Origin of the sequence: Comamonas odontotermitis, from assembly GCF_020080045.1 — a bacterium.
Lineage (GTDB): Bacteria > Pseudomonadota > Gammaproteobacteria > Burkholderiales > Burkholderiaceae_C > Comamonas > Comamonas odontotermitis.
Genome location: NZ_CP083451.1, coordinates 1,979,127 through 1,998,212, shown reverse-complemented (window position 1 = coordinate 1,998,212; position 19,086 = coordinate 1,979,127). Strand labels below are relative to the sequence as shown.

Annotated in this window: 20 protein-coding genes; 8 read left to right on the top strand and 12 right to left on the bottom strand. The window is 62.7% G+C overall.

Annotation, left to right across the window (positions count from 1 at the left end):
• Nucleotides 1-40: 40 nt before the first annotated feature.
• From LAD35_RS09305 to LAD35_RS09290, 4 genes are all read right to left on the bottom strand, one after another.
• Nucleotides 41-571 (bottom strand): GNAT family N-acetyltransferase, encoded by a 531-nt coding sequence (locus LAD35_RS09305; RefSeq protein WP_224152395.1) that lies wholly within the window; start codon nucleotides 569-571, stop codon nucleotides 41-43.
• The gene (locus LAD35_RS09300; protein ID WP_224152394.1) at nucleotides 571-1,152 is read right to left on the bottom strand and encodes a helix-turn-helix domain-containing protein; all 582 of its coding nucleotides are present in this window, start codon (nucleotides 1,150-1,152) and stop codon (nucleotides 571-573) included. Before LAD35_RS09300 ends, LAD35_RS09305 begins: the two co-directional genes overlap by 1 nt.
• 106 nt (nucleotides 1,153-1,258) lie before the next feature.
• Nucleotides 1,259-1,762 carry a GNAT family N-acetyltransferase gene (locus LAD35_RS09295; protein WP_224152393.1) on the bottom strand — a complete coding sequence of 168 codons (504 nt, stop codon included), beginning with the start codon at nucleotides 1,760-1,762 and terminating at the stop codon, nucleotides 1,259-1,261.
• 5 nt (nucleotides 1,763-1,767) lie between these two features.
• Complete coding sequence (locus tag LAD35_RS09290; RefSeq protein WP_224152392.1) at nucleotides 1,768-2,511, bottom strand: aldolase; 744 nt, start codon at nucleotides 2,509-2,511, stop codon at nucleotides 1,768-1,770.
• Nucleotides 2,512-2,726: 215 nt separating this feature from the next.
• Here LAD35_RS09290 and LAD35_RS09285 point away from each other — a divergent pair, with 215 nt between their 5' ends.
• On the top strand, nucleotides 2,727-3,236 hold the full coding sequence (locus tag LAD35_RS09285) for a macro domain-containing protein (RefSeq protein ID WP_224152391.1): 510 nt from the start codon (nucleotides 2,727-2,729) through the stop codon (nucleotides 3,234-3,236).
• On the opposite strand, the gene LAD35_RS09280 is transcribed toward LAD35_RS09285, so the two are convergent.
• Complete coding sequence (locus tag LAD35_RS09280) at nucleotides 3,221-4,483, bottom strand: serine hydrolase domain-containing protein (RefSeq protein WP_224152390.1); 1,263 nt, start codon at nucleotides 4,481-4,483, stop codon at nucleotides 3,221-3,223. The genes LAD35_RS09285 and LAD35_RS09280 overlap by 16 nt on opposite strands.
• Before the next feature lie 75 nt (nucleotides 4,484-4,558).
• Here LAD35_RS09280 and LAD35_RS09275 point away from each other — a divergent pair, with 75 nt between their 5' ends.
• Nucleotides 4,559-5,476, top strand: coding sequence for a LysR family transcriptional regulator (locus tag LAD35_RS09275; protein ID WP_224152389.1), 918 nt, complete (start codon nucleotides 4,559-4,561; stop codon nucleotides 5,474-5,476).
• A gap of 77 nt (nucleotides 5,477-5,553) precedes the next feature.
• Here LAD35_RS09275 and LAD35_RS09270 read toward each other — a convergent pair whose 3' ends face one another.
• Both LAD35_RS09270 and LAD35_RS09265 read right to left on the bottom strand, forming a co-directional pair.
• Complete coding sequence (locus LAD35_RS09270) at nucleotides 5,554-6,192, bottom strand: 3-oxoacid CoA-transferase subunit B (RefSeq protein WP_224152388.1); 639 nt, start codon at nucleotides 6,190-6,192, stop codon at nucleotides 5,554-5,556.
• Between the two features lie 10 nt (nucleotides 6,193-6,202).
• Complete coding sequence (locus LAD35_RS09265) at nucleotides 6,203-6,904, bottom strand: CoA transferase subunit A (RefSeq protein WP_184711688.1); 702 nt, start codon at nucleotides 6,902-6,904, stop codon at nucleotides 6,203-6,205.
• A 92-nt stretch (nucleotides 6,905-6,996) separates the two neighbouring features.
• Here LAD35_RS09265 and LAD35_RS09260 point away from each other — a divergent pair, with 92 nt between their 5' ends.
• Entirely contained in the window at nucleotides 6,997-7,587 is a 591-nt protein-coding gene (locus tag LAD35_RS09260) for a PAS and helix-turn-helix domain-containing protein (protein WP_224152387.1), read from the top strand.
• 86 nt (nucleotides 7,588-7,673) lie between these two features.
• Here LAD35_RS09260 and LAD35_RS09255 read toward each other — a convergent pair whose 3' ends face one another.
• The gene (locus LAD35_RS09255) at nucleotides 7,674-8,954 is read right to left on the bottom strand and encodes an NAD(P)/FAD-dependent oxidoreductase (RefSeq protein WP_224152386.1); all 1,281 of its coding nucleotides are present in this window, start codon (nucleotides 8,952-8,954) and stop codon (nucleotides 7,674-7,676) included.
• Between the two features lie 320 nt (nucleotides 8,955-9,274).
• On the opposite strand from LAD35_RS09255, the gene LAD35_RS09250 reads away from it, so the two are divergent.
• Complete coding sequence (locus LAD35_RS09250; RefSeq protein WP_224152385.1) at nucleotides 9,275-10,021, top strand: DUF4336 domain-containing protein; 747 nt, start codon at nucleotides 9,275-9,277, stop codon at nucleotides 10,019-10,021.
• A gap of 89 nt (nucleotides 10,022-10,110) precedes the next feature.
• On the opposite strand, the gene LAD35_RS09245 is transcribed toward LAD35_RS09250, so the two are convergent.
• Nucleotides 10,111-10,536: an Lrp/AsnC family transcriptional regulator gene (locus LAD35_RS09245; protein ID WP_224152627.1), complete on the bottom strand. Its 426-nt coding sequence runs from the start codon at nucleotides 10,534-10,536 to the stop codon at nucleotides 10,111-10,113.
• 149 nt (nucleotides 10,537-10,685) lie between these two features.
• Here LAD35_RS09245 and LAD35_RS09240 point away from each other — a divergent pair, with 149 nt between their 5' ends.
• From LAD35_RS09240 to katG, 3 genes are all read left to right on the top strand, one after another.
• Nucleotides 10,686-11,780, top strand: coding sequence for an ornithine cyclodeaminase (locus tag LAD35_RS09240; protein WP_224152384.1), 1,095 nt, complete (start codon nucleotides 10,686-10,688; stop codon nucleotides 11,778-11,780).
• 1 nt (nucleotide 11,781) lies between these two features.
• On the top strand, nucleotides 11,782-12,732 hold the full coding sequence (gene rocF, locus LAD35_RS09235) for an arginase (RefSeq protein ID WP_224152383.1): 951 nt from the start codon (nucleotides 11,782-11,784) through the stop codon (nucleotides 12,730-12,732).
• Nucleotides 12,733-13,006: 274 nt separating this feature from the next.
• A complete protein-coding gene (katG, locus tag LAD35_RS09230; protein WP_224152382.1) occupies nucleotides 13,007-15,196 on the top strand; it encodes a catalase/peroxidase HPI in 2,190 nt (729 codons plus the stop codon).
• A 94-nt stretch (nucleotides 15,197-15,290) separates the two neighbouring features.
• On the opposite strand, the gene LAD35_RS09225 is transcribed toward katG, so the two are convergent.
• Nucleotides 15,291-15,653: a VOC family protein gene (locus LAD35_RS09225; protein ID WP_224152381.1), complete on the bottom strand. Its 363-nt coding sequence runs from the start codon at nucleotides 15,651-15,653 to the stop codon at nucleotides 15,291-15,293.
• Nucleotides 15,654-15,858: 205 nt separating this feature from the next.
• Here LAD35_RS09225 and LAD35_RS09220 point away from each other — a divergent pair, with 205 nt between their 5' ends.
• Nucleotides 15,859-17,496, top strand: a complete 1,638-nt coding sequence (locus LAD35_RS09220; RefSeq protein ID WP_224152380.1) for an ABC-F family ATP-binding cassette domain-containing protein — start codon at nucleotides 15,859-15,861, stop codon at nucleotides 17,494-17,496.
• 88 nt (nucleotides 17,497-17,584) lie between these two features.
• Here LAD35_RS09220 and LAD35_RS09215 read toward each other — a convergent pair whose 3' ends face one another.
• Both LAD35_RS09215 and efeO read right to left on the bottom strand, forming a co-directional pair.
• Entirely contained in the window at nucleotides 17,585-18,076 is a 492-nt protein-coding gene (locus LAD35_RS09215) for a DUF6882 domain-containing protein (protein ID WP_224152379.1), read from the bottom strand.
• 98 nt (nucleotides 18,077-18,174) lie between these two features.
• Nucleotides 18,175-19,014, bottom strand: coding sequence for an iron uptake system protein EfeO (gene efeO, locus LAD35_RS09210; protein WP_224152378.1), 840 nt, complete (start codon nucleotides 19,012-19,014; stop codon nucleotides 18,175-18,177).
• Between the last annotated feature and the right edge of the window lie 72 nt (nucleotides 19,015-19,086).

Below are 19,086 nucleotides of genomic sequence, written 5' to 3'. Positions count from 1 at the left end.
GCTGGCATTATCCCACCACGCGCAAGCCAGTGGCAGCTGTTCAGCCGTCCACGGGTTGCGCAGGCGTCTCCAGGGTCAGCTGGTACAGCGCCAGATCCAGCCAGCGCCCGAACTTGAAGCCCACTTGCGGCATCAGGCCCACGCTCTTGAAACCGAGCTTTTCGTGCAGCGCAATCGAGCCCGTGTTGGCGGCGTCGATGGCGCCCACCAGCGCATGCACATCGTGCGCCCGGGCCTCGGCAATCACCGCCTGCAAAAGCCGCTTGCCCAGCCCCCGGCCGCGCTGGTCGTTGCGCACATAGACCGAGTGCTCCATGGTGTACTTGTAGGCCGGGTAGGCGCGAAAGCTGCCGTAGCTGGCAAAGCCCAGCAGCACACCGGCCTCGTCTTCCAGGCCGATCACCGGCCAGCCGCCCTTTTGCTTGGCGGCAAACCAGGCCACCATGCTCTCTGCCGTGCGGGGTTGGTAGTCATACAACGCCGTACTGTTGACGATGGCATCGTTGAAGATGGCCAGGATTGCAGCGGCATGGCGCTCATGGGTGCATGGCACCAGTTTCGGTTCACTCATCACTTGCTCCGGGAAAATTCGGGGTTCACCAAGGCCAATGCATAGCGCGCGGGCGTATTGCCGGTGTTGGAAAACACCAGCGTCTGGTTCAGTTCCATCGCCAGGCAATCGCCCGCCTGCAGCTCCCAGTGCTGATCGCCCAGGGTCAGCTGCATGGTGCCTTCCAGCATCCACAACTGCTGGTGCAGCGGCTGGCTGCGCAGAGCATGGTCAAAAGCCACGCTCTGGCCAGGAGGAAAGCGCACCTCCACCAGCTCCAGCGGCGCTGGATAGCTGGCTGGCGAGAGCTGGCGGCGCACGTAGCCCGTGGCCGGGTCCTGCCAGCGCGGCTGGCTGGCGGCACGCGCCAGGGGCTGCGCCACTTCGCCGCTGCGCTCCTCTTCAAACAACGATGCCAGTGGCACCTGCAGCGCCTGCGCCAATTTACCCAGGACTGCGGCAGTGGCGCTGGTTTCGCCCCGCTCGATCAGCGAGATGGTCGAACGGCTCACGCCACTGATCTGCGCCAGAGCATCGAGCGTGTGCCCGCGCGCCTTGCGCAGGCCATGCACGCGGACGGAGAGAAGCTGGTCGATGGACATGAATCCATCATAAAGGAAAAATTTCCAATTTATCAGAATCAATGCATTCAAAATGCATTCAGCAGCGGCGGGAGGAGAGCGTAAACAGGTTCTTTGAACAGGTCTCTTAAACGATCGGCTTGCGCAGCAATGCCATGGTGTGTATGTCAAAGTACACCCCATCCACACAGAAGCCATCGCGCAGCAGCCCTTCGCGCACAAAGCCCTGGCGCTCGTAGAGCGCTATGGCCCGCGCATTGTCTGCACGCACGGCAAGCTCCACCCGTGTAAAGCCATAGGATTGCGCGGCTTTCAGCGCGGCCTGCATCAGCCGCTCTCCAATGCCCTGGCCGCGCATTGCGGGCAGCAAGCCCATGCCGAGCATGCCCACGTGGGCACGCGCCTGCCCGTGCACGGGTTGCACGCCGCACCACCCGCACACCTGGCCGTCTGCCAGCGCCACGAAGTACGGCTGGCCCTTGTCGATATAGGCTTGCAGGTGCTCGCGCATCTGCGCAGGCGCTGGCGCGCATTGCGATGCGAGGTAGTGCTTTTCGCGCGCCACCGTATCAAACACCTGCCAGACGGCGTCGAACTGCGCAGGCTGCAGGGCTTCAATGGATATCTGCATCGCAATTACAGCCTTCTGCGCAGCGCTTCAAAAAACAGGGTCGATTGCAGGCGTTCGCCGTTGGCCTGCTTGGCCACCCGTGCGGCCAGCGCCGGATCACAGGGCGCCAGTGGCACTCCGGTCGATTGCGCCAGTACCTGGGCCTGGCAGGCACGCTCCAGGTAGTACAGATCGTCAAAGGCGTAATCCATGCGCTCGCCGCAAACGATGATGCCGTGGTTGCCCAGAAAGCTGATGTCCGCGCCCTGCATGGCATGGGCAATGCGTTCGCCTTCGCGGCCATCCAGTGCAAAGCCGTTGTACTGGCTGTCCACCGCCACGCGGCCATGAAAGCGCATTGCGTTCTGGCTCAAGGTGGTGTCGAGCGCGCGTTGCTGCGTCAGGGTGAGCGCGGTGGCGTGAGGCATGTGCGTATGCAGCACGCAGGTCTTGCGGGCGATGCGGTGCACCGCCGTGTGGATGAACATGGCCGTAGGCTCCACAGCGTGGCCACCTGCGACCACGCAGCCCTGGTCATCGACGATCACCACATCATCGGCCTGTACCTCGCTCCACATCAGCCCGCGCGGGTTGAGCAGAAAGTGCCTGCCATCGGGCAGCGCCATGCTGAAATGGTTGCATACGCCCTCGCCCAGGCCGAAATGCGCCGCCGCACGCAGGGCCAGCGCCATGTCCTCGCGCATCTGGACGACATCGGGATCGGTGAACAAGGGGTGCGCTGTGCTGCCTGGGGTATGGGGTGCATTCATGGGGCGGCCACTCTGTAGAGGAAGACGGAAGAAGTTCCACCAGTATGGAAGGCGCCCGAGCCGCAGGCAAGCGCCTGGGGCACAAACCGGCTGTTACTGTCTCCTGCATGCGCTCCGTATTTCTGCCAATTGTGTCCGCAATCCATCGCTATCCTCGGTTTCAGGATATGTCATCAAAACTGCCTCTGGCGTCCACCAGTCAAACGCTAAATGCTATGAAAAACATAGAAATCATCGACGGCAACCTGCTGGACCAGCCAGTGGATGTGATTGTCAACGCCTGGAATCGCAACATCATTCCCTGGTGGCTGCTGCTGCCGCGCGGCGTATCGAGCGCCATCAAGAAGCGGGCGGGCTACCGGCCCTTCTGGCAATTGGGCATGCTGGGCGCCATTCCGCTGGGCGGCGCCGTGACTACCTGCGCAGGCAGGTTGCCGTTCAAGGCAATCGTGCACGTGGCCGGTATCGATATGTGGTGGCGTGCGTCGCAGGCTTCCATCCAGGCCAGCGTGCATTCGGCCATGCAGATCGTCAATACGCGCGGCTACCGCTCCGTGGCTTTTCCCGCCCTGGGGGCAGGCACCGGCGGGCTGTGCGAGGAGCAGGCCCTGCACTGGATGCAGGAGAGCCTGAACACCATCGACAGCAAGGCGCATGTGCGGCTGGTGCGCTTTCGCGGTGCAAGCGGGGCAGGCCAGGCCTTGGCAAATTACAGCGAAGCGTAGACCGCATCCCGCACTTCGTTGACCAGCCGACCTGCCATGCCTTCGAACGCCGTGTTGGTGAGCAGGATCACGCTCAGGCGGCGCTCGGGATCGACAAACCAGTTGTGTCCATACGCCCCGCCCCATTGCAGGCTGCCCTTGCCCTGCGGTGTTCCGGCCAGGGCCGGGTCAACCAGAACCGCCCAGCCCAGGCCAAAACCCCAACCCGGGCCCTGCGTCTGGGCTTGCGGGCCGACCTGGTCACGCACCATCTCCTGCGCAGCTCCAGGCTGCAGCAGGCCGGGCTGCCCGGCGGCGCTGCGCCTGACCGATTCCAGCAGCTGGAGGTAGTCGTCTGCATTGCCCACCATGCCTGCGCCGCCGGATGCAAAGGCATGGCGGTCAAATGCCCGCTTGGGAGAAAAGCGCACACCCCCATCCTGCCCAGCAGCGAGGGGAACCACCATGTTCTCGCGCATGCGTACGGGCTGGGGCTTACCGTCGGCATAGGGGACCGCCAGCGGCGACCCCGAACGCACCGCAAAACGGGTGTGGTGCATCTGCAAGGGCTGGGTCACAGACTGCGCCACCACCTGCTGCAGCGGAGCGCCCCCTGCCTTGGCGACGACGGCGCCCAGCACGTCGATGCCCAGCGAATAGCGCCACTGGCTGCCCGGGGCAAAGTACAGCGGCGCCTTGCCCAGCCTGCGCAGGTTTTCATCCAGGCTGATGCCGCTGCTGTCGAGCCCGTCGGAGACGCCCAGTCGGGTGTAGGCACCATCGGCCCCTTCCGCAAATCCATAGCCCAGGCCCGAGGTGTGGGTGATGAGCTGGCGCACCGATAGCGTGGGCACGGTCTTCTCGCCATGGGCCGTTACCAGGGGCGGCCGGAAATCCGGCAGGTACCGGGTGACGGGCGCATCCAGCTGCAGCTTGCCCTCTTCCACCAGCCGCATGGCGGCCAGCGTGACGATCGGCTTGGTCATGGAGGCGAGGCGAAAGCCGGTCGATGCCTGCATAGGCCGCTGTGCTTCACGGTCTGCATAGCCAACGGCCTGGCGGTAGAGCACGGCTCCATCCTGCGCCACCAACACCACGGCGCCCACGATTCGCTTTTGCGCAACGGCCGCATCCAGCACCGTGTTGAGATTGGCGGCGAGCCGGGCGCGTTGCTCCAGCGCAGCGTCGCTGGCCGCGTGGGCGATGGAGGCCAGTGAAAGCAGACCGGCGGCAAGCGGCCGTGCCATGGTGGCAAACACATGGTTCATGGAGAACTCCTTGGCGGAAAACCGCAGTGTCCGTCACTTCACGTTCAAGAGAAAGCGTGCAACACTTCATCCATCGTGAAGAAAAACTTATCTATCCAGCGCGATTCGCTGAATGCGCTGAGCACCTTTGTACTGGTGGCGCGCGTGCGCAGCTTTACCCAGGCGGGCAACCAGCTGGGCATCAGCGCGTCTGCCGTTTCGCAGCAGATGCGCAAGCTCGAAGCACAGCTGGAGGTGCGCCTGCTGCAGCGCAACAGCCGCCAGGTCTCCGTCACCGAAGCGGGTGAGCAGCTGCTGGCAGAGGTGACGCCGTCGCTGGACCAGCTCGACCTTGCCATGCAGAGGGTGCGCGCCGCGCATGATGAGCCCACCGGCTTGCTGCGCATCAATACTTCGCGGCTGGCGGCGGGGCTGCTCATCACGCCCCGGCTCGATGCCTTTCTGGCGCGCTACCCGCGCATTCAGCTGGAGCTGTTCACCGACGATGCGTTTTCCGACATCGTGCAGGATGGCTTTGATGCAGGCATTCGCCTCGGCGCCTTTCTGGCACGCGACATGGTGTCGCTGCCGCTCGACCAGGGCCAGTGGGAAGCCGTGGTCGCCAGCCCCGCATACTGGCAGGCACACGGCATGCCGCAGACTCCGGCCGATCTGGCCCTGCACGATTGCATCCGTTTTCGGCTTCCCGGCTCCAAGCGTTTTGTGCCCTGGATTTTTGTGGTGGATGGCAAGGAACAAGCTATTGAACCCACCGGGCGCCTGATCTTTTCGGACGACGCTTATGTCACCCGCGCTGCCTGCCAGGGCTATGGCGTAGCGCACAAGTTTGTGGGCAGCATTCAGGAGGAGCTTGCCACCGGCTTGCTGGTGCCCGCCTTGCAGTCGTTCGAGAGGCCCTGGTCGGGCTTTCACATCTACTACCCTGCGCGCAAACAGATGCCTCCCAAGCTGCGGGCGTTCATCGATTTTCTGCGCGAGGCGCCACCAGTCTGAGGTGCTGAATATTCCGGCACCGGGCCACAAAAAACGCAGCCCGGGGGCTGCGTTCCTGTTTTCAACGCATGCAGCGCTTACTTGATGAGCGTCACACCCGTCTTGGATTGCGCGTCGTCAAAGCTCACCTCGGGGGCCAGCTCGATCACTTTCAGGCCCTGCTCGGTCACATCGAACACGCCCAGGTCGGTAATGATGCGATCGACCACGCCCACGCCGGTCAGCGGCAAGGTGCAGTTCTTGAGGATCTTCAGGTCGGTGGTGCCGTCCTTCTTCTTGGCCACGTGTTCCATCAGCACGATCACACGCTTGACGCCAGCGACCAGATCCATCGCGCCGCCCATGCCCTTGACCATCTTGCCCGGAATCATCCAGTTGGCCAGGTCACCCTTCTCGGACACCTGCATGGCGCCCAGAATGGACAGGTTGATCTTTCCACCACGGATCATCGCAAACGACTGGTCCGAGCTGAAGATGGACGAGCCGGCGATGGTCGTCACCGTCTGCTTGCCAGCATTGATCAGGTCGGCGTCAATGGCGTCTTCGGTGGGGAATGGGCCGATGCCCAGCATGCCGTTTTCCGACTGCAGCCACACTTCCTTGTCGCCGGTGTGGTTGGCCACCAGGGTAGGAATGCCGATGCCGAGATTGACGTAGAAGCCGTCTTCCAGCTCTTGCGCCGCGCGTGCGGCCATTTGGTCTTGGGTCCAAGGCATGTCAGGCTCCTTACTTCTTCTCGGTGATGGTGCGCTTTTCGATGCGCTTCTCGGGCGTGGCGTTCAGCACCAGGCGGTGCACATAGATGCCAGGCAGGTGGATTTCGTCGGGCTTCAAGGCGCCGGTCTCGACGATCTCTTCCACTTCCACGATGCAGACCTTGCCGCAGGTGGCCGCTGCAGGGTTGAAGTTGCGTGCCGTCAGGCGGAACTGCAGGTTGCCGCTCTTGTCGGCACGCCAGGCCTTGACCAGCGACACATCGGCAACGATGGAGCGCTCCATCACATAGGTCTCGCCATCGAACTCGCGCAGTTCCTTGCCTTCTGCCACCTGCGTGCCCACACCGGTCTTGGTGAAAAAGGCGGGAATGCCGGCGCCGCCAGCACGCATCTTTTCGGCCAGGGTGCCCTGGGGCGTGAATTCCAGTTCCAGCTCGCCTGCCAGGTACTGGCGCTCGAACTCCTTGTTCTCGCCCACGTACGATGCGATCATCTTCTTGATCTGGCGGGTCTCCAAAAGCTTGCCCAGGCCAAAACCGTCGACGCCGGCATTGTTCGATGCCACGGTCAGATTCTTGGCACCGCTGTCGCGCAGCGCTTCGATCAGCGCCTCGGGGATGCCACATAGGCCAAAACCGCCCACGGCCAGCAACTGGTTGTCTGCGACCACGCCTTGGAGTGCAGCTGCCGCATTCGGATAAATTTTGTTCACACGTGTCTCCTAATTAAGAAGGGCTTGTTCCGCGAATGAAGCATACTACGTATTAGCATACGTAGTATTTCGTAAAGGGGACAATTTTTGCCATGCGAGTGACACCGCTTGATTATCGACAGGCCTTCGAGATGGCGCCCGTGGGCCTGGTGGTTTCGCACCGCCGCATCATGATCGACTGCAACGAACAGGTCTGTTCCATGTTCCGCACTTCGCGCGAGCTGATGATCAACCAGTCCTTCCAGATCCTCTACCCCAGCGCCGACGAGTTCGAGCGCCTGGGCCGGCGCATTGCTCCCATCATGGGCGCGCAAGGCCTGTATTCGGACAACCGCATCATGAAGCGCGCCAACGGCGAGATGTTCTGGTGCCATGTGATGGGCCGGGCCTTCAACCGCGACGATCCGCATGAAGGCGGCGTGTGGAGCTTTGAAGACCTGAGCGCGCTGCGCCCGGTGCGCGCCGAACTGACAGCGCGCGAGCGCGAGGTGGCCGCCCGCCTGCTCGAAGGCATGACCAGCAAGGAGATCGGCCGCTGCCTCGATATCAGCCACCGCACCGTCGAGATCTACCGCACCCGCCTGATGCGCAAGTACGGCGCGGAATCATCCGCAGCCCTGGTGCAGAAACTGCTGGCCGGTGGCAGCTCGCTCGATATCGTGCTGGGGCCGGACGAGGCCTGATCCAACGCCACCAGGGCCCCTCTGCAAAACGCCCTGCCGTGGTCTGAACACGGCTTCGGGCGATCCGCTGCGTTGTCTTTTTTTGATCAATGCAGCTTCATGCGACCAGACACCCGCTGCTGCAGCAGGCGCGCCAGGGCCAGTACTGCCGTCTTGACCGTGCCCAGAATGGCTCGGTGGTGCATCAGGTGCAGCGACATGTACATCCACTTGGCAAGCAGCCCCTGCACGAAGAAGTTCTTGCCGGACAGGCCGCCCATCAGGTTGCCCACGCCCTTGTTGTCACCCAGCGAGACCAGCGAGCCAAAATCCTTGTAGACGAAGGGCTCGTTGAAGTGCCCTTCCTTCAGCGCGGCATACAGCACCTGGGTCAGATAGGTTCCTTGCTGGTGCGCGGCCTGCGCACGGGCGGGTACGGTCTTTCCATCTACCCATGGCGTTGCTGCGCAGTCGCCCAGCGCATAGACCTGATGCGCACTGGTACGCAGATGGTCATTCACCACCAGCTGGTTGATGCGGTTCACCTCCAGGCCCAGCAGCGCATTGCGGTCGGCTGCCTTGATGCCGGCAGCCCAGACGATCAGATCTGCCGAGACAGGGCCATCAGGCGTGATCACTTCGCCCGGCTCCAGCGCCTGCACGCGGGTGCCCGTCATCACGCGCACACCCTTGCGCTCAAGCGCAGTGGTGGCCTGCTCCGATATGCGCGGTGGCAGCCCGCCCAGAATGCGGTCGCCTCCTTCGATCAGGTTGATGTCCAGCCGAAAGCGTTGGTTGCTGCCCTGGCTCTCCTGCAGCATGCTGTGGGCCTCCAGCAGTTCGGCCGACAGCTCCACGCCGGTAGCGCCCGCCCCCACGATGGCCACCGACAGCGAGCGTGGCTCGGCATACGAGGCGTGGGCACAGGCACTGAGCCAGTCGGCATGGAAGCGCTGCGCGTCGCGCACGCTTTCGAGCAGATAGGCGTTCTCGATGCCCGGTGTGCCAAACGAATTGGAGCCGCTGCCCAGCGCAAGCACCAGGTGCCGGTAGCCAATGCTGCGCTCGGGCACCACTTCCTTGCCCGCCTCATTGGTGATCGCCGCAAGGCGAATGCTTTGCTGCGCGGTGTTCAGCGCCATGAACTCGCCCATCACAAAGCTGAAATGGTTGCGCCGGGCCAGCACGGTGTACGACAGCCCTTCCTGGTGCGCGTCGAGCGTGCCTGCCGCTACTTCGTGCAAGGTGGGCTTCCAGATGTGGAAGGGCATCTTGTCCACCAGGAGCACGCGCTCGCGCCCTTCTCGCGCCCCCAGCTTGCGTCCCAGCTGTGCGGCCAGCTCCAGGCCCCCGGCGCCCCCACCCACAATTACCACGTCATAGTGCATCTGCCACTCCTTTGCACGGTCTCCGGTACGGTCTTTCGATCTCAGGTTGAACCGTAGCTTAACTTAAGTCAAATTTAACATACATTCTTGAATGTATATACAAAAAGACGACGTTTCTGCCTATACGATCTGGCGTATACAAAGCAGCAAGTGCAGCCCAGACAACCCGCGCCCTTTGAACAGGTTCTTGGTCTGTACTCGTCGCGCTGAGGGGACTTCAGCCAAGCTGGCATATGCAGTTCTGCCCCTACACTGGGCCGGTTCCCATGCCACCCTGCCTCAATGTTCCGCGGCCCTCCTGCATCTATCCACAGCCCTCCATGTCGTCCCATCCGTCGTCTCATGATTCCCTGCCGTTGACCCCGTTGGCGCCCGATCTATGGAGCGCGCAGCAGCGCATCAGTGTGCAAGGCCTGCCACTGCGCACGCGCATGACTGTGGCCCGGCTGGCCGGCCACCAGCTATGGTTGCACTCGCCCGTCGCGCCCACACCGCAGTTGCGCGCCGCGCTCGATGCCCTGGGCAGCGTGGCCTGGGTGGTGGCCCCCAACCGCATGCACCATTTGTATGCTGGCGACTGGCTGCCGTTCTATCCAAAGGCACAGTTGTGGGGGGCGCCAGGCCTCGCGGCCAAAAGGCGCGATCTGCTGCAGTTGCAGACCCTGCCAAAACAGCCGGGCCCACTGGGCCAGCTGGACGATTCCGCCACGCCCTCCGCCTGGCGCAACCATTTGCAGATGCAATGCGTGGGCGGCATTCCGCTGCTGAATGAATGCGTGTGGCTGCACCAGCCCAGCGGCAGCCTGATCGTGACGGATGTGCTGCAGTACTACCCGCAGGATCTGTCGCTGTCGGCGCGCCTGTTCAACAGCCTGAACGGCACACGTAGCCGCCTGGCCATGCCACGGGCCGTGCGCTTTGCCATCCGTGACAAGGCGGCCGCACGCGCAGCCGCACAGGTGATCTGCAGCTGGCCCGTACAGCGCATCGTGCTGGCGCACGACACGGTGATCGAACAGCATGCTGCCGGGCAGTTGCGCGCCGCGCTAGGCTTTCTGCTGGATTGATGGATAACCAAATCGCTATCTAATCAATAGCTAGAGTCGCTTCTCTGTAATGCGCTAGTGGCAATTTTTCTTGAAAAATAGAGAAGCTTTCAAGAAACGCGAAAGCTCTCCAGATGGATGCTGGTTTCGCTGTTGCTGATGCCTTTGATGAGCCGGATGCGCTCCAGCACGCGCGAAAGCTCTTCCAGGCTCGCCACCTGCAACTCGGCCAGCAGATCCCAGCGGCCATTGGTGCTGTGCAGCGCCGCCACGCCTGGCTCGCCCAACAGGGACGCCATCACCCGGCGCGTGTCGTTACCCACGATCTCAATGCTCATCCAGGCTCGCAACACTTCGGGCTGCACATCGGGGCGCAGGCGCACGCTGTAGCCCACGATCAGACCTTCGCGCTCCAGTCGCTCCATGCGGTTGGTGACGGTGCCGCGTGATACGCCGAGCTTGCCGGCCAGCGTGGCCACGCTTTCGCGTGCGTTTTGCCGCAGCATGCTGATCAGAGCCTGGTCGGTTTTGTCAATTTGCACAATGACAGCCTACATTTTGCTTCACAGGCTGACATTTTCTACCATTTTTTGCACTTTGCTTTGTTTTCGCCCTGCGCCACACTGGTGGCAGCTGCCAGTGCCCATGCATTGGGCACCAAAAGCTATAAAACAAGGAGCAAACCATGACCAGCACAAGCAATAACTACACCGCAACCGTTGACTTCCTCAGCACCGATGCCGCCGCCGAACTGGTGCGCCGCGTGGGCCTTACGCCGCTGCTGGCGGGCCTCGTCACCGCCCTGGAAGAAGACTTTGCCCGCTGGCAGGATTTCGACAAGACCGCGCGCCTTGCCCAGCACACCCGCGACGGCGTGATGGAGCTGATGCCCGTGGCCGATGCCGACCACTTTGCCTTCAAGTACGTCAACGGCCACCCCAAGAATCCGCAGCGCGGCATTCCGTCCATCATGGCGTTTGGCGCCCTGATGCGGGCCGATACCGGAGCGCCGGTGCTGCTGTCGGAGCTGACGCTGACCACCGCCCTGCGTACCGCCGCCACCAGCGTGATGGCCGCCAAGCGCCTGGCGCGCGCCAACAGCCGCACCATGGCCCTGATCGGCAACGGCTCGCAGAGCGAGTTTCAGGCACTGGCATTCATCGGTCTGCTGCGCATCGAGGCCCTGCGCCTGTTCGACATCGACCGCGCCGCCACCGACAAGCTGGTACGCCACCTGCAGGCCCATGCACCGCAAGTGCAGGTGACGGTATGCGACAGTGCGGCCCATGCCGCAGACGGCGCCGATATCGTGACCACGGTGACTGCCGACAAGACCAATGCAACCATCCTGACCCGCGCCATGGTGCAGCCCGGCATGCATCTGAACGCCGTAGGCGGCGACTGCCCAGGCAAGACCGAACTCGACGCCGCCATCCTGCCGGAAGCCAGCGTATTTGTGGAATTTGCGCCGCAAAGCCGCATCGAAGGCGAAATCCAGCACATGGCCCCCGACTTTGCCGTGACCGAACTGTGGCAGGTATTGCATGGCAAGGCACCGGGCCGGCAGCGTGATGACGAGATCACCGTGTTCGATTCCGTCGGCTTTGCGCTGGAGGATTACTCCGCCATGCGCTACCTCCACGCCCTGGCTCAAAAGCATGGCATGCTGCAGCCTCTGCTGCTGCTGCCACAATTGGCCAACCCCAAGGATCTGTTTGGCGTGCTGCACGCCGATAGCCCTGCCCGCAACCCATTGAAAACGACTGCTGCAACCGCCTGATATGCACAACTCTACCGCCATCAGCTTGATAGGAGCTCCTACCGACATCGGCGCCGGACGCCTGGGCGCAGCCATGGGGCCGGACGCGCTGCGCGTGGCGCAGCTGGGCCCTGCCCTGGCCGAGCTGGGCTGCGAAGTACGCGATGTAGGCAACCTGGCCGGGCCCGCCAACCACCGCCACCCGCGCGATGCGGCCCACGGCAACCTGCGCAACTTTGAAGAAGCCGTGGCCTGGAACCAGACCGTGCACGATGCCGTGCACGCTGAGCTGGCCGCAGGCCGCATGCCGCTGATGCTGGGCGGCGACCACAGCCTGGCGGTGGGCTCCATCAGCGCGGTGGCGCGCCACTGCAAGGCTGCAGGCAAGCGCCTGTATGTGCTGTGGCTCGATGCCCATGCCGATTTCAACACGCCCGAGACATCGCCCTCCGGCAACATCCACGGCATCCCCGTCGCCTGTCTGAGCGGCCTGGGCCCGCGCGAGCTCACCCACCTGGCGGGTTTCGCACCCGCCCTGGGAGAGCAATCGCTCTGCCAGATCGGCCTGCGCAGTGTGGACGACCAGGAAAAGCACCTCATCAAGACCCACAACATCGACGTGTTCGACATGCGCGCCATCGACGAGCTGGGCATGCGCGAGACCATGCTGCGGGCGCTTGCGCCGCTGCGCAATGCCGACCCGGCCACCACCCATCTGCACCTGAGCTTCGACGTCGATTTTCTCGACCCCGAGATCGCCCCTGGCACCGGCACCACGGTACGCGGCGGCCCCAACTACCGCGAAGCACAGCTGTGCATGGAGATGATTGCCGACACCGGCCTGCTGGGCTCGATCGATATCGTCGAACTCAATCCAGCGCTCGACCTGCGCAACCAGACCGCCGAGCTGGTGGTCGATCTGGTACAGAGCCTCTTTGGCAAGAGCACCCTCGTCAAGGACGTGCGCAGATAGGTTCCCAGTCTTTCCACAAACACTTTTGATCGGCCGCAATGCGGCCGTTTCCATTGGGCTCTAAGCGAATCCATGGCGCCTATTTGCACAACCCAACCGCTTGATTTTCTTAATGGTGCACTTGGGTATATTCAATCAGCAAAGCGCACACCAAAAGCAGCTGCAATCGCATAATCAACAGCAACCAATGGCACTCAACACCTGCCCGCCATTGCCACGTTGCTGTCGCCGCAAGGCCGTCAGCGTCCTGCAAGTTTGAACCGGAGAACTCCCCATGACGACTGAATCCAAGTGCCCCTTCCATACCGCCCAGCAAACCCAGAGCGGCACAACCAATAGAGACTGGTGGCCGACTGCGCTGCGTGTGGATCTGCTCAGCCAGCACAACAGCAAAAGCAACCCCATGGGCGCCGATTTCGACTACGCCAAGGAATTTGGCAAGCTCGACTATGAAGGCCTCAAGCGCGACCTGCGGGCACTGATGACCGACTCTCAGGACTGGTGGCCCGCCGACTTCGGCCACTATGGCCCACAGTTCATCCGCATGGCCTGGCACTCCGCCGGCACCTACCGTGTGCAGGACGGCCGTGGCGGCGGAGGCCGCGGACAGCAGCGCTTTGCACCACTCAACAGCTGGCCCGACAACGTCAACATCGACAAATCGCGCCGCCTGCTGTGGCCCATCAAACAGAAATACGGCAACCGCATCTCCTGGGCCGACCTGATGATCCTGTGCGGCAACGTGGCGCTGGAGAGCATGGGTTTCCGCACCTTCGGCTTTGCCGGTGGCCGCGTCGACACTTGGGAGCCCGACCACGATGTGTACTGGGGCGCCGAGAAGGAATGGCTGGCTCCCACCAACAACCCCAACAGCCGTTACAGCGGCGAGCGCGATCTGGAAAACCCGCTGGCTGCCGTGCAGATGGGATTGATCTACGTGAACCCTGAAGGCCCGGACGGCAATGGCGACCCCATTTCAGCGGCCCGCGACATCCGCGACACCTTCGCCCGCATGGCCATGGATGACGAGGAAACCGTGGCCCTGATCGCGGGCGGCCATACCTTCGGCAAGACCCACGGCGCGGGCCCTGCCAGCCACGTCGGCAAGGAACCGGAAGCTGCTGGGCTCGAAGCCCAAGGCCTGGGCTGGGCCAGCAGTTTTGGCACCGGCTCCGGTCGCGATGCCATCACCTCGGGGCTGGAAGTGACCTGGACGCAGACCCCTGCACAATGGAGCAACTTCTTCTTCGAAAACCTGTTCAAGTACGAGTGGGTGCAGGAAAAGAGCCCCGCAGGCGCCATTCAGTGGGTGGCCAAGGATGCGGACGATGTCATCCCCGACGCCCATGGTGGCCCCAACAAGAAACCCACCATGCTGACGACCGACCTGTCGCTGCGCATGGACCCGGCCTACGAAAAAATTTCGCGCCGCTTCCTGGAGAATCCCCAGGCCTTTGCCGAAGCCTTTGCCCGCGCCTGGTTCAAGCTGACCCACCGCGACATGGGCCCGGTCAGCCGCTACCTCGGCCCCGAAGTGCCGAAGGAAGCCCTGATCTGGCAAGACGTGATTCCCGCCGTCAAGCACCCGCTGGTCAACAGCGATGATGTAACGGCCCTCAAGGCCCAGGTGCTCGCATCGGGCCTGACCGTGCAGGAACTGGTGGGCACCGCCTGGGCCTCGGCGTCTACCTACCGCGGCTCCGACATGCGCGGCGGTGCCAATGGCGCGCGCATCCGCCTTGCGCCGCAGAAGGACTGGCAAGTCAACCAGCCAGAACAACTGGCCAAGGTACTGTCCGTGCTGGAAGGCATTCAGCGCGAATTCAACAAGACGGCAGACGGCGACAAGCGTGTCTCCATGGCCGATCTGATCGTGCTCGCCGGTAATGCAGGGGTCGAAAAGGCGGCTGCCGATGCGGGCATCAAGGTGACGGTACCGTTCAGCCCCGGCCGAGGTGACGCCACCGCCGAGGAAACCGATGCCGACTCCTTCAAATACCTGGAGCCCAAGGCAGATGGCTTCCGCAACCACCTGCAAGGCCCACTTCCTGCTTCCGCTGAATCCCTGCTGATCGACAAATCCCAACTGCTGAACCTGACGGCCCCTGAAATGACCGTGCTCGTTGGAGGCCTGCGCGCCATCAACATCAACACCGGTGGCAGCCAGCATGGCGTGCTGACCCATACCCCCGGCAAGCTGACAAACGACTTCTTCGTCAACCTGCTGGACATGGGCACCCAATGGAAAGCACAGGAAGACGGCACCTACGAAGGCGTAGACCGCAAGAGCGGTGCCAAGAAGTGGACTGGCACCCGTGTGGATCTGGTCTTTGGCAGCAATGCCATCCTGCGTGCCGTTGCCGAAGTCTATGCCGAAGCTGGCAACCAGCAGAAGTTCGTTGGCGACTTCGTGTCAGCCTGGACCAAGGTGATGGAACTGGACCGTTTCGATCTGAAGAAATGATTCCGCTGCCCCGGCCGAAGCCTTGCGTTTCGGCCAGCCTTCAAAAACGCCCGATCGGGCGTTTTTTCATTTTGCCGCGCATCCGTAGTTCAGCTCACCAGGTACCAGGCTCGCGCACCATATGGATGATGTTGGCCGGGCTGGTGATCCAGCCTCCCTTGAACCCCTCCGGCAGCGGCTCGATTGCATCGCAGCGGGTCACCCCCGCCCGTGCCAGATGCGCGGCCGCATCCTCAAAACTCTCGGTGAACAGCTCCAGCCAGATTTCCGCCTGGCTCATCTGCGGGGCCTCATCGATCCACAGCCGGTTGGGGCCGAGCACAAAGCCGATGGCCGGAGCTTTTTCGGTGATCGGCGCAAGCCCCACCACGTCGCGGTAGAACGCGAGCGTCGCCTCGTACTGGTGCGACGGCACTTTCATCGCAATATCGATTCCGCCGTAGAGATTGGCAGTCATGGCTTTCTCCTTTGTCTGTGCATCCCCTCACCCGTGGAATACAGGCAGCCCGGCCTTGCGGGCTTTCTGTCACTTCTATAATCCTGCCTTCACCATACACCGTCAGAGGTATTCGTCCCATGCGCCATTGATGCAGCCGTTCACACAACGGCAAACCTCCACTGCCCCCACAGCGCGGGGAGTTCTTTGCATCTCTGGAATTGGCATGGCGATTTCTCACCTCTCCCTGGAGGGCGTTTCGTACGTCCTCCCCAACGGTCAAGCGCTTTTCTCCGACCTGACCGACATCTTTGACACACGGCACACCGGCCTCGTTGGCCGCAATGGCTGCGGCAAAACCATTCTGGCGCGCGTGCTTGCAGGCCAGTTGCAGCCCTCCAGCGGCCGCTGCGTGCGATCGGGTAGTGTCTACTACCTGGAACAGCAGGTTCGCCCGGACGCGGCCACCACGGTGGCCGACCTTGCCGGTGCGCGGAAGGTGCTGGATGCCTTGCAGCGCATCGAGGCGGGCAGCTCCGCGCAGGCGGACTTCGACGCGGTGGGCGACCAATGGGACATGGCCCTGCAGTTTCGCCAGGCGCTTGCGCTGCAAGGCCTCTCGCACCTGCGAGCCGATACGCCAGCCCTTGCGCTCAGCGGCGGAGAAGCAATGCGTGCGGCATTGGTGGGCGCCCAGCTCTCTGGTGCGGACTTTCTGATCCTGGACGAGCCCAGCAACCATCTGGACCAAGGCAGCCGCACGGCATTGGCCGCGTGGCTGGCGCATTGGCCGCGCGGCCTGCTCGTCATCAGCCACGACCGGCAGTTGCTGGAATCCATGGACCGGATTGTCGAGCTGTCTGCGCTGGGCTTGCGCAGCTACGGCGGAAACTACCCGTTCTATGCCCAGGCCAAGGCGCAGGAACAGCAGAGTGCAAACGCAGAACTCGAGCGCACCAGGCTGGAGCGCAAGCGTACGGAGCAATCCATGCGCGAACAACGCGAGCGCCAGGAAAAGAGACAGCAGCGTGGAGCCCGAAGCGGCAAACAGGCCAACCAGGCCAAGATCCTGCTGGACCGCCAGAAAGAGCGCAGCGACCACTCAACCGGCAAGCTCAACAGGCAACACACAGCTATGCAACGCAAGCTTGCGCAGCGCGTGCGCGATGCCGCCGCCCAGGTTGATGGCGATCTGCACATTCACCTGCAAACGCCCCCGCATACCGGCGTTTCCCAACGCCACGTGGCTGCGCTGGAGGGCGTAGCGCTGCCATTGGTGGCCCCGGCCATCCGCCACATCGATCTGCTGGTAACCGGGCAGCAGCGCATCGGCCTGCAAGGGCCCAATGGCTGCGGCAAGTCCACCCTGCTCCAGGTACTCGCAGGCCGGATCCAGCACCAGGCTGGGGTTTGCACGGTAACAGAAAGCCTGGCGTATCTCGACCAGCGGCTGGGTACGCTGGATGTGCACCGCCCGGTGCTGGAGCAGTTGCAGCAGGTGAGCCACCGCCTGAGCGAAAGCGAGTTGCGGATGCGGCTGGCGCAACTGGGCCTGGGCGCCGACCGGGTAACGGTGCCCAGCGGCGTCCTCAGCGGTGGCGAACGCATCAAGGCCGCACTCGCCTGCATTCTCTATGCAGATACACCGCCACAATTGCTGCTTCTGGACGAACCCAGCAACCACCTCGACCTGCCTGCATTGCAGGCACTGGAGACCATGTTGTCTAGCTACCAGGGCGCGATGATTGTGGCATCGCACGACCAGGTTTTCCTGAACAATCTCCAATTGACCGACCTACTGGAAGCAACCAGTGAGGGTTGGCGGCTCAGCAGTGCCGATACGCAGCAGGACCGGGATCGGTGAATGCTTCTTTCGTGTGGAAGGTTGGGCCTCACTGGGTGCAATGGGGCCTGGTTGGTCGCCGCCGGGCTTGGAGAGGCTCCCGCCGATCTCAGTTGGGTAGTTGGTCCGCATCCATCGCCACCTGCAGATGCAGGATGGTGAAGTACAAGGTCACATCCCCTTGCCTGTCGATGAAGGTACCGACGGCGCGCTGCAGGCGGGCTGCGATGCACAGGCATTCGGTGGCTTCAGGGCGGCCGCCGGGGATGCGCGCCGTGGTCAGCAAGGCCAGATGGTGTTCGCGGCCAAAATCGTGCACCACTTCCAGGGCCTCGCCGTGTTGGCGCGGAATGGCCTCGTTGGCCCAGCTCCAGACAAAGCCGCCTTCGCTGTCGCTGGTGGTGCCCACGAGGCAGACCGTGGCGACCACCTCGTGCAGGGGGCCCTGCAGCACCAGGGTGGCGCTGTCCAAATCCCAGCGGAAGCTGGGGGGTGCCTGCAGGCCGAACTGCTTGGGCCATTGGGCATTGCGCGCCACCATCATCTCGACGGCCTCACGGCTCCATGCGGCCCAGTCGGTGTCTTTTTCTGCTTCACTCATATGCTGTCTGTTGCTGTCCATTGCGCTTCAATGGGTGCTATTGTCGTCCAGCAAAGGCCCACCCCACATCAACGGACAGCCGGCAACCCGCAGGCGTTTCAGTTCAGACCCAGCATGCCGCGCAGCTTGGAGAGGTCTTCGGCCAGCGTGTTGACCTTGCCAGCCAGCACCTTGCGGTCGCGCTCACTCAGCTTGGTGTAGAGCTCGAAGCTGCCATCGGGCTTGCGGTATTTGGCCAGCACATCGAAAACGGTCTTGAAGTTGGCGGCCGTCTTGTCGGCGAAGGCCTTGTCCTTTTTCTCGACCAGCGGGCGCAGCAGCTCGAATATTTTGTCCGCGCCTTCGAAGTTGGCCTGGAAGTCGTCCAGATCGGTGTGGCTGTAACGCTCTTCCTCGCCCGATATCTTGGTGGCAGCCACCTCCTCGATCAGCACCGCAGCACCTCCCACCACTTTTTCTGGCGGGAAAGTGAGTGTGGTCACACGTTTTTGCAGCTCCTTGCAATCGGCCAGCAACCTGTCGGCCACGGGCGCGAGGCCCTTGGTGGATTTTTCCACCCACAGGCCGTATTCGATGCGGTGAAAACCGATGAAATCTGGGCTTTTTTCGCCCTGCTCGTGGTCGTCAGCCCGTGCGTCGATGCTCTTGTCCAGGTCGGCAAACAGTTCGGCAATGGGTTCGATGCGCTCATAGGGGCGGCGCACCTGGGCGTAGAGCTTCTTGGCTTCTTCGATCTTGCCTGCCTTGACGGCGTCAGTGAATGCCTGCACGCCTTTGACGAGCTCGCGCAGATTGGTGTTGACGTACAGCTTGTACTCGGCCAGCGGCTTGACCAGCTCGAGGGCCGAGACACCGTCGGCCGCCCACGCGGGAATGGCCGCGGCCGATACGCTGCCAAAGAGCGCCAGGCTTTGCAGGAAGTGACGACGTGCGAGCATGTTTTCTTGTCCTTTAAAACTATCAATTCAATAGCATCTTGCGCTTTATTGGTGTACGCAAAACGCTGATTT

Bases quoted from the DNA above. Each gene is read 5' to 3' on its own strand.
- LAD35_RS09270 (WP_224152388.1), bottom strand. From the start codon at position 6,192: ATGCCTTGGACCCAAGACCAAATGGCCGCACGCGCGGCGCAAGAGCTG.
- LAD35_RS09240 (WP_224152384.1), top strand. From the start codon at position 10,686: ATGACCAGCACAAGCAATAACTACACCGCAACCGTTGACTTCCTCAGC.
- LAD35_RS09260 (WP_224152387.1), top strand. From the start codon at position 6,997: ATGCGAGTGACACCGCTTGATTATCGACAGGCCTTCGAGATGGCGCCC.
- LAD35_RS09215 (WP_224152379.1), bottom strand. From the start codon at position 18,076: ATGAGTGAAGCAGAAAAAGACACCGACTGGGCCGCATGGAGCCGTGAG.
- rocF (WP_224152383.1), top strand. From the start codon at position 11,782: ATGCACAACTCTACCGCCATCAGCTTGATAGGAGCTCCTACCGACATC.
- katG (WP_224152382.1), top strand. From the start codon at position 13,007: ATGACGACTGAATCCAAGTGCCCCTTCCATACCGCCCAGCAAACCCAG.
- LAD35_RS09280 (WP_224152390.1), bottom strand. From the start codon at position 4,483: ATGAACCATGTGTTTGCCACCATGGCACGGCCGCTTGCCGCCGGTCTG.
- LAD35_RS09220 (WP_224152380.1), top strand. From the start codon at position 15,859: ATGGCGATTTCTCACCTCTCCCTGGAGGGCGTTTCGTACGTCCTCCCC.
- efeO (WP_224152378.1), bottom strand. From the start codon at position 19,014: ATGCTCGCACGTCGTCACTTCCTGCAAAGCCTGGCGCTCTTTGGCAGC.
- LAD35_RS09300 (WP_224152394.1), bottom strand. From the start codon at position 1,152: ATGTCCATCGACCAGCTTCTCTCCGTCCGCGTGCATGGCCTGCGCAAG.
- LAD35_RS09225 (WP_224152381.1), bottom strand. From the start codon at position 15,653: ATGACTGCCAATCTCTACGGCGGAATCGATATTGCGATGAAAGTGCCG.
- LAD35_RS09250 (WP_224152385.1), top strand. From the start codon at position 9,275: ATGTCGTCCCATCCGTCGTCTCATGATTCCCTGCCGTTGACCCCGTTG.
- LAD35_RS09305 (WP_224152395.1), bottom strand. From the start codon at position 571: ATGAGTGAACCGAAACTGGTGCCATGCACCCATGAGCGCCATGCCGCT.
- LAD35_RS09285 (WP_224152391.1), top strand. From the start codon at position 2,727: ATGAAAAACATAGAAATCATCGACGGCAACCTGCTGGACCAGCCAGTG.
- LAD35_RS09255 (WP_224152386.1), bottom strand. From the start codon at position 8,954: ATGCACTATGACGTGGTAATTGTGGGTGGGGGCGCCGGGGGCCTGGAG.
- LAD35_RS09295 (WP_224152393.1), bottom strand. From the start codon at position 1,762: ATGCAGATATCCATTGAAGCCCTGCAGCCTGCGCAGTTCGACGCCGTC.
- LAD35_RS09290 (WP_224152392.1), bottom strand. From the start codon at position 2,511: ATGAATGCACCCCATACCCCAGGCAGCACAGCGCACCCCTTGTTCACC.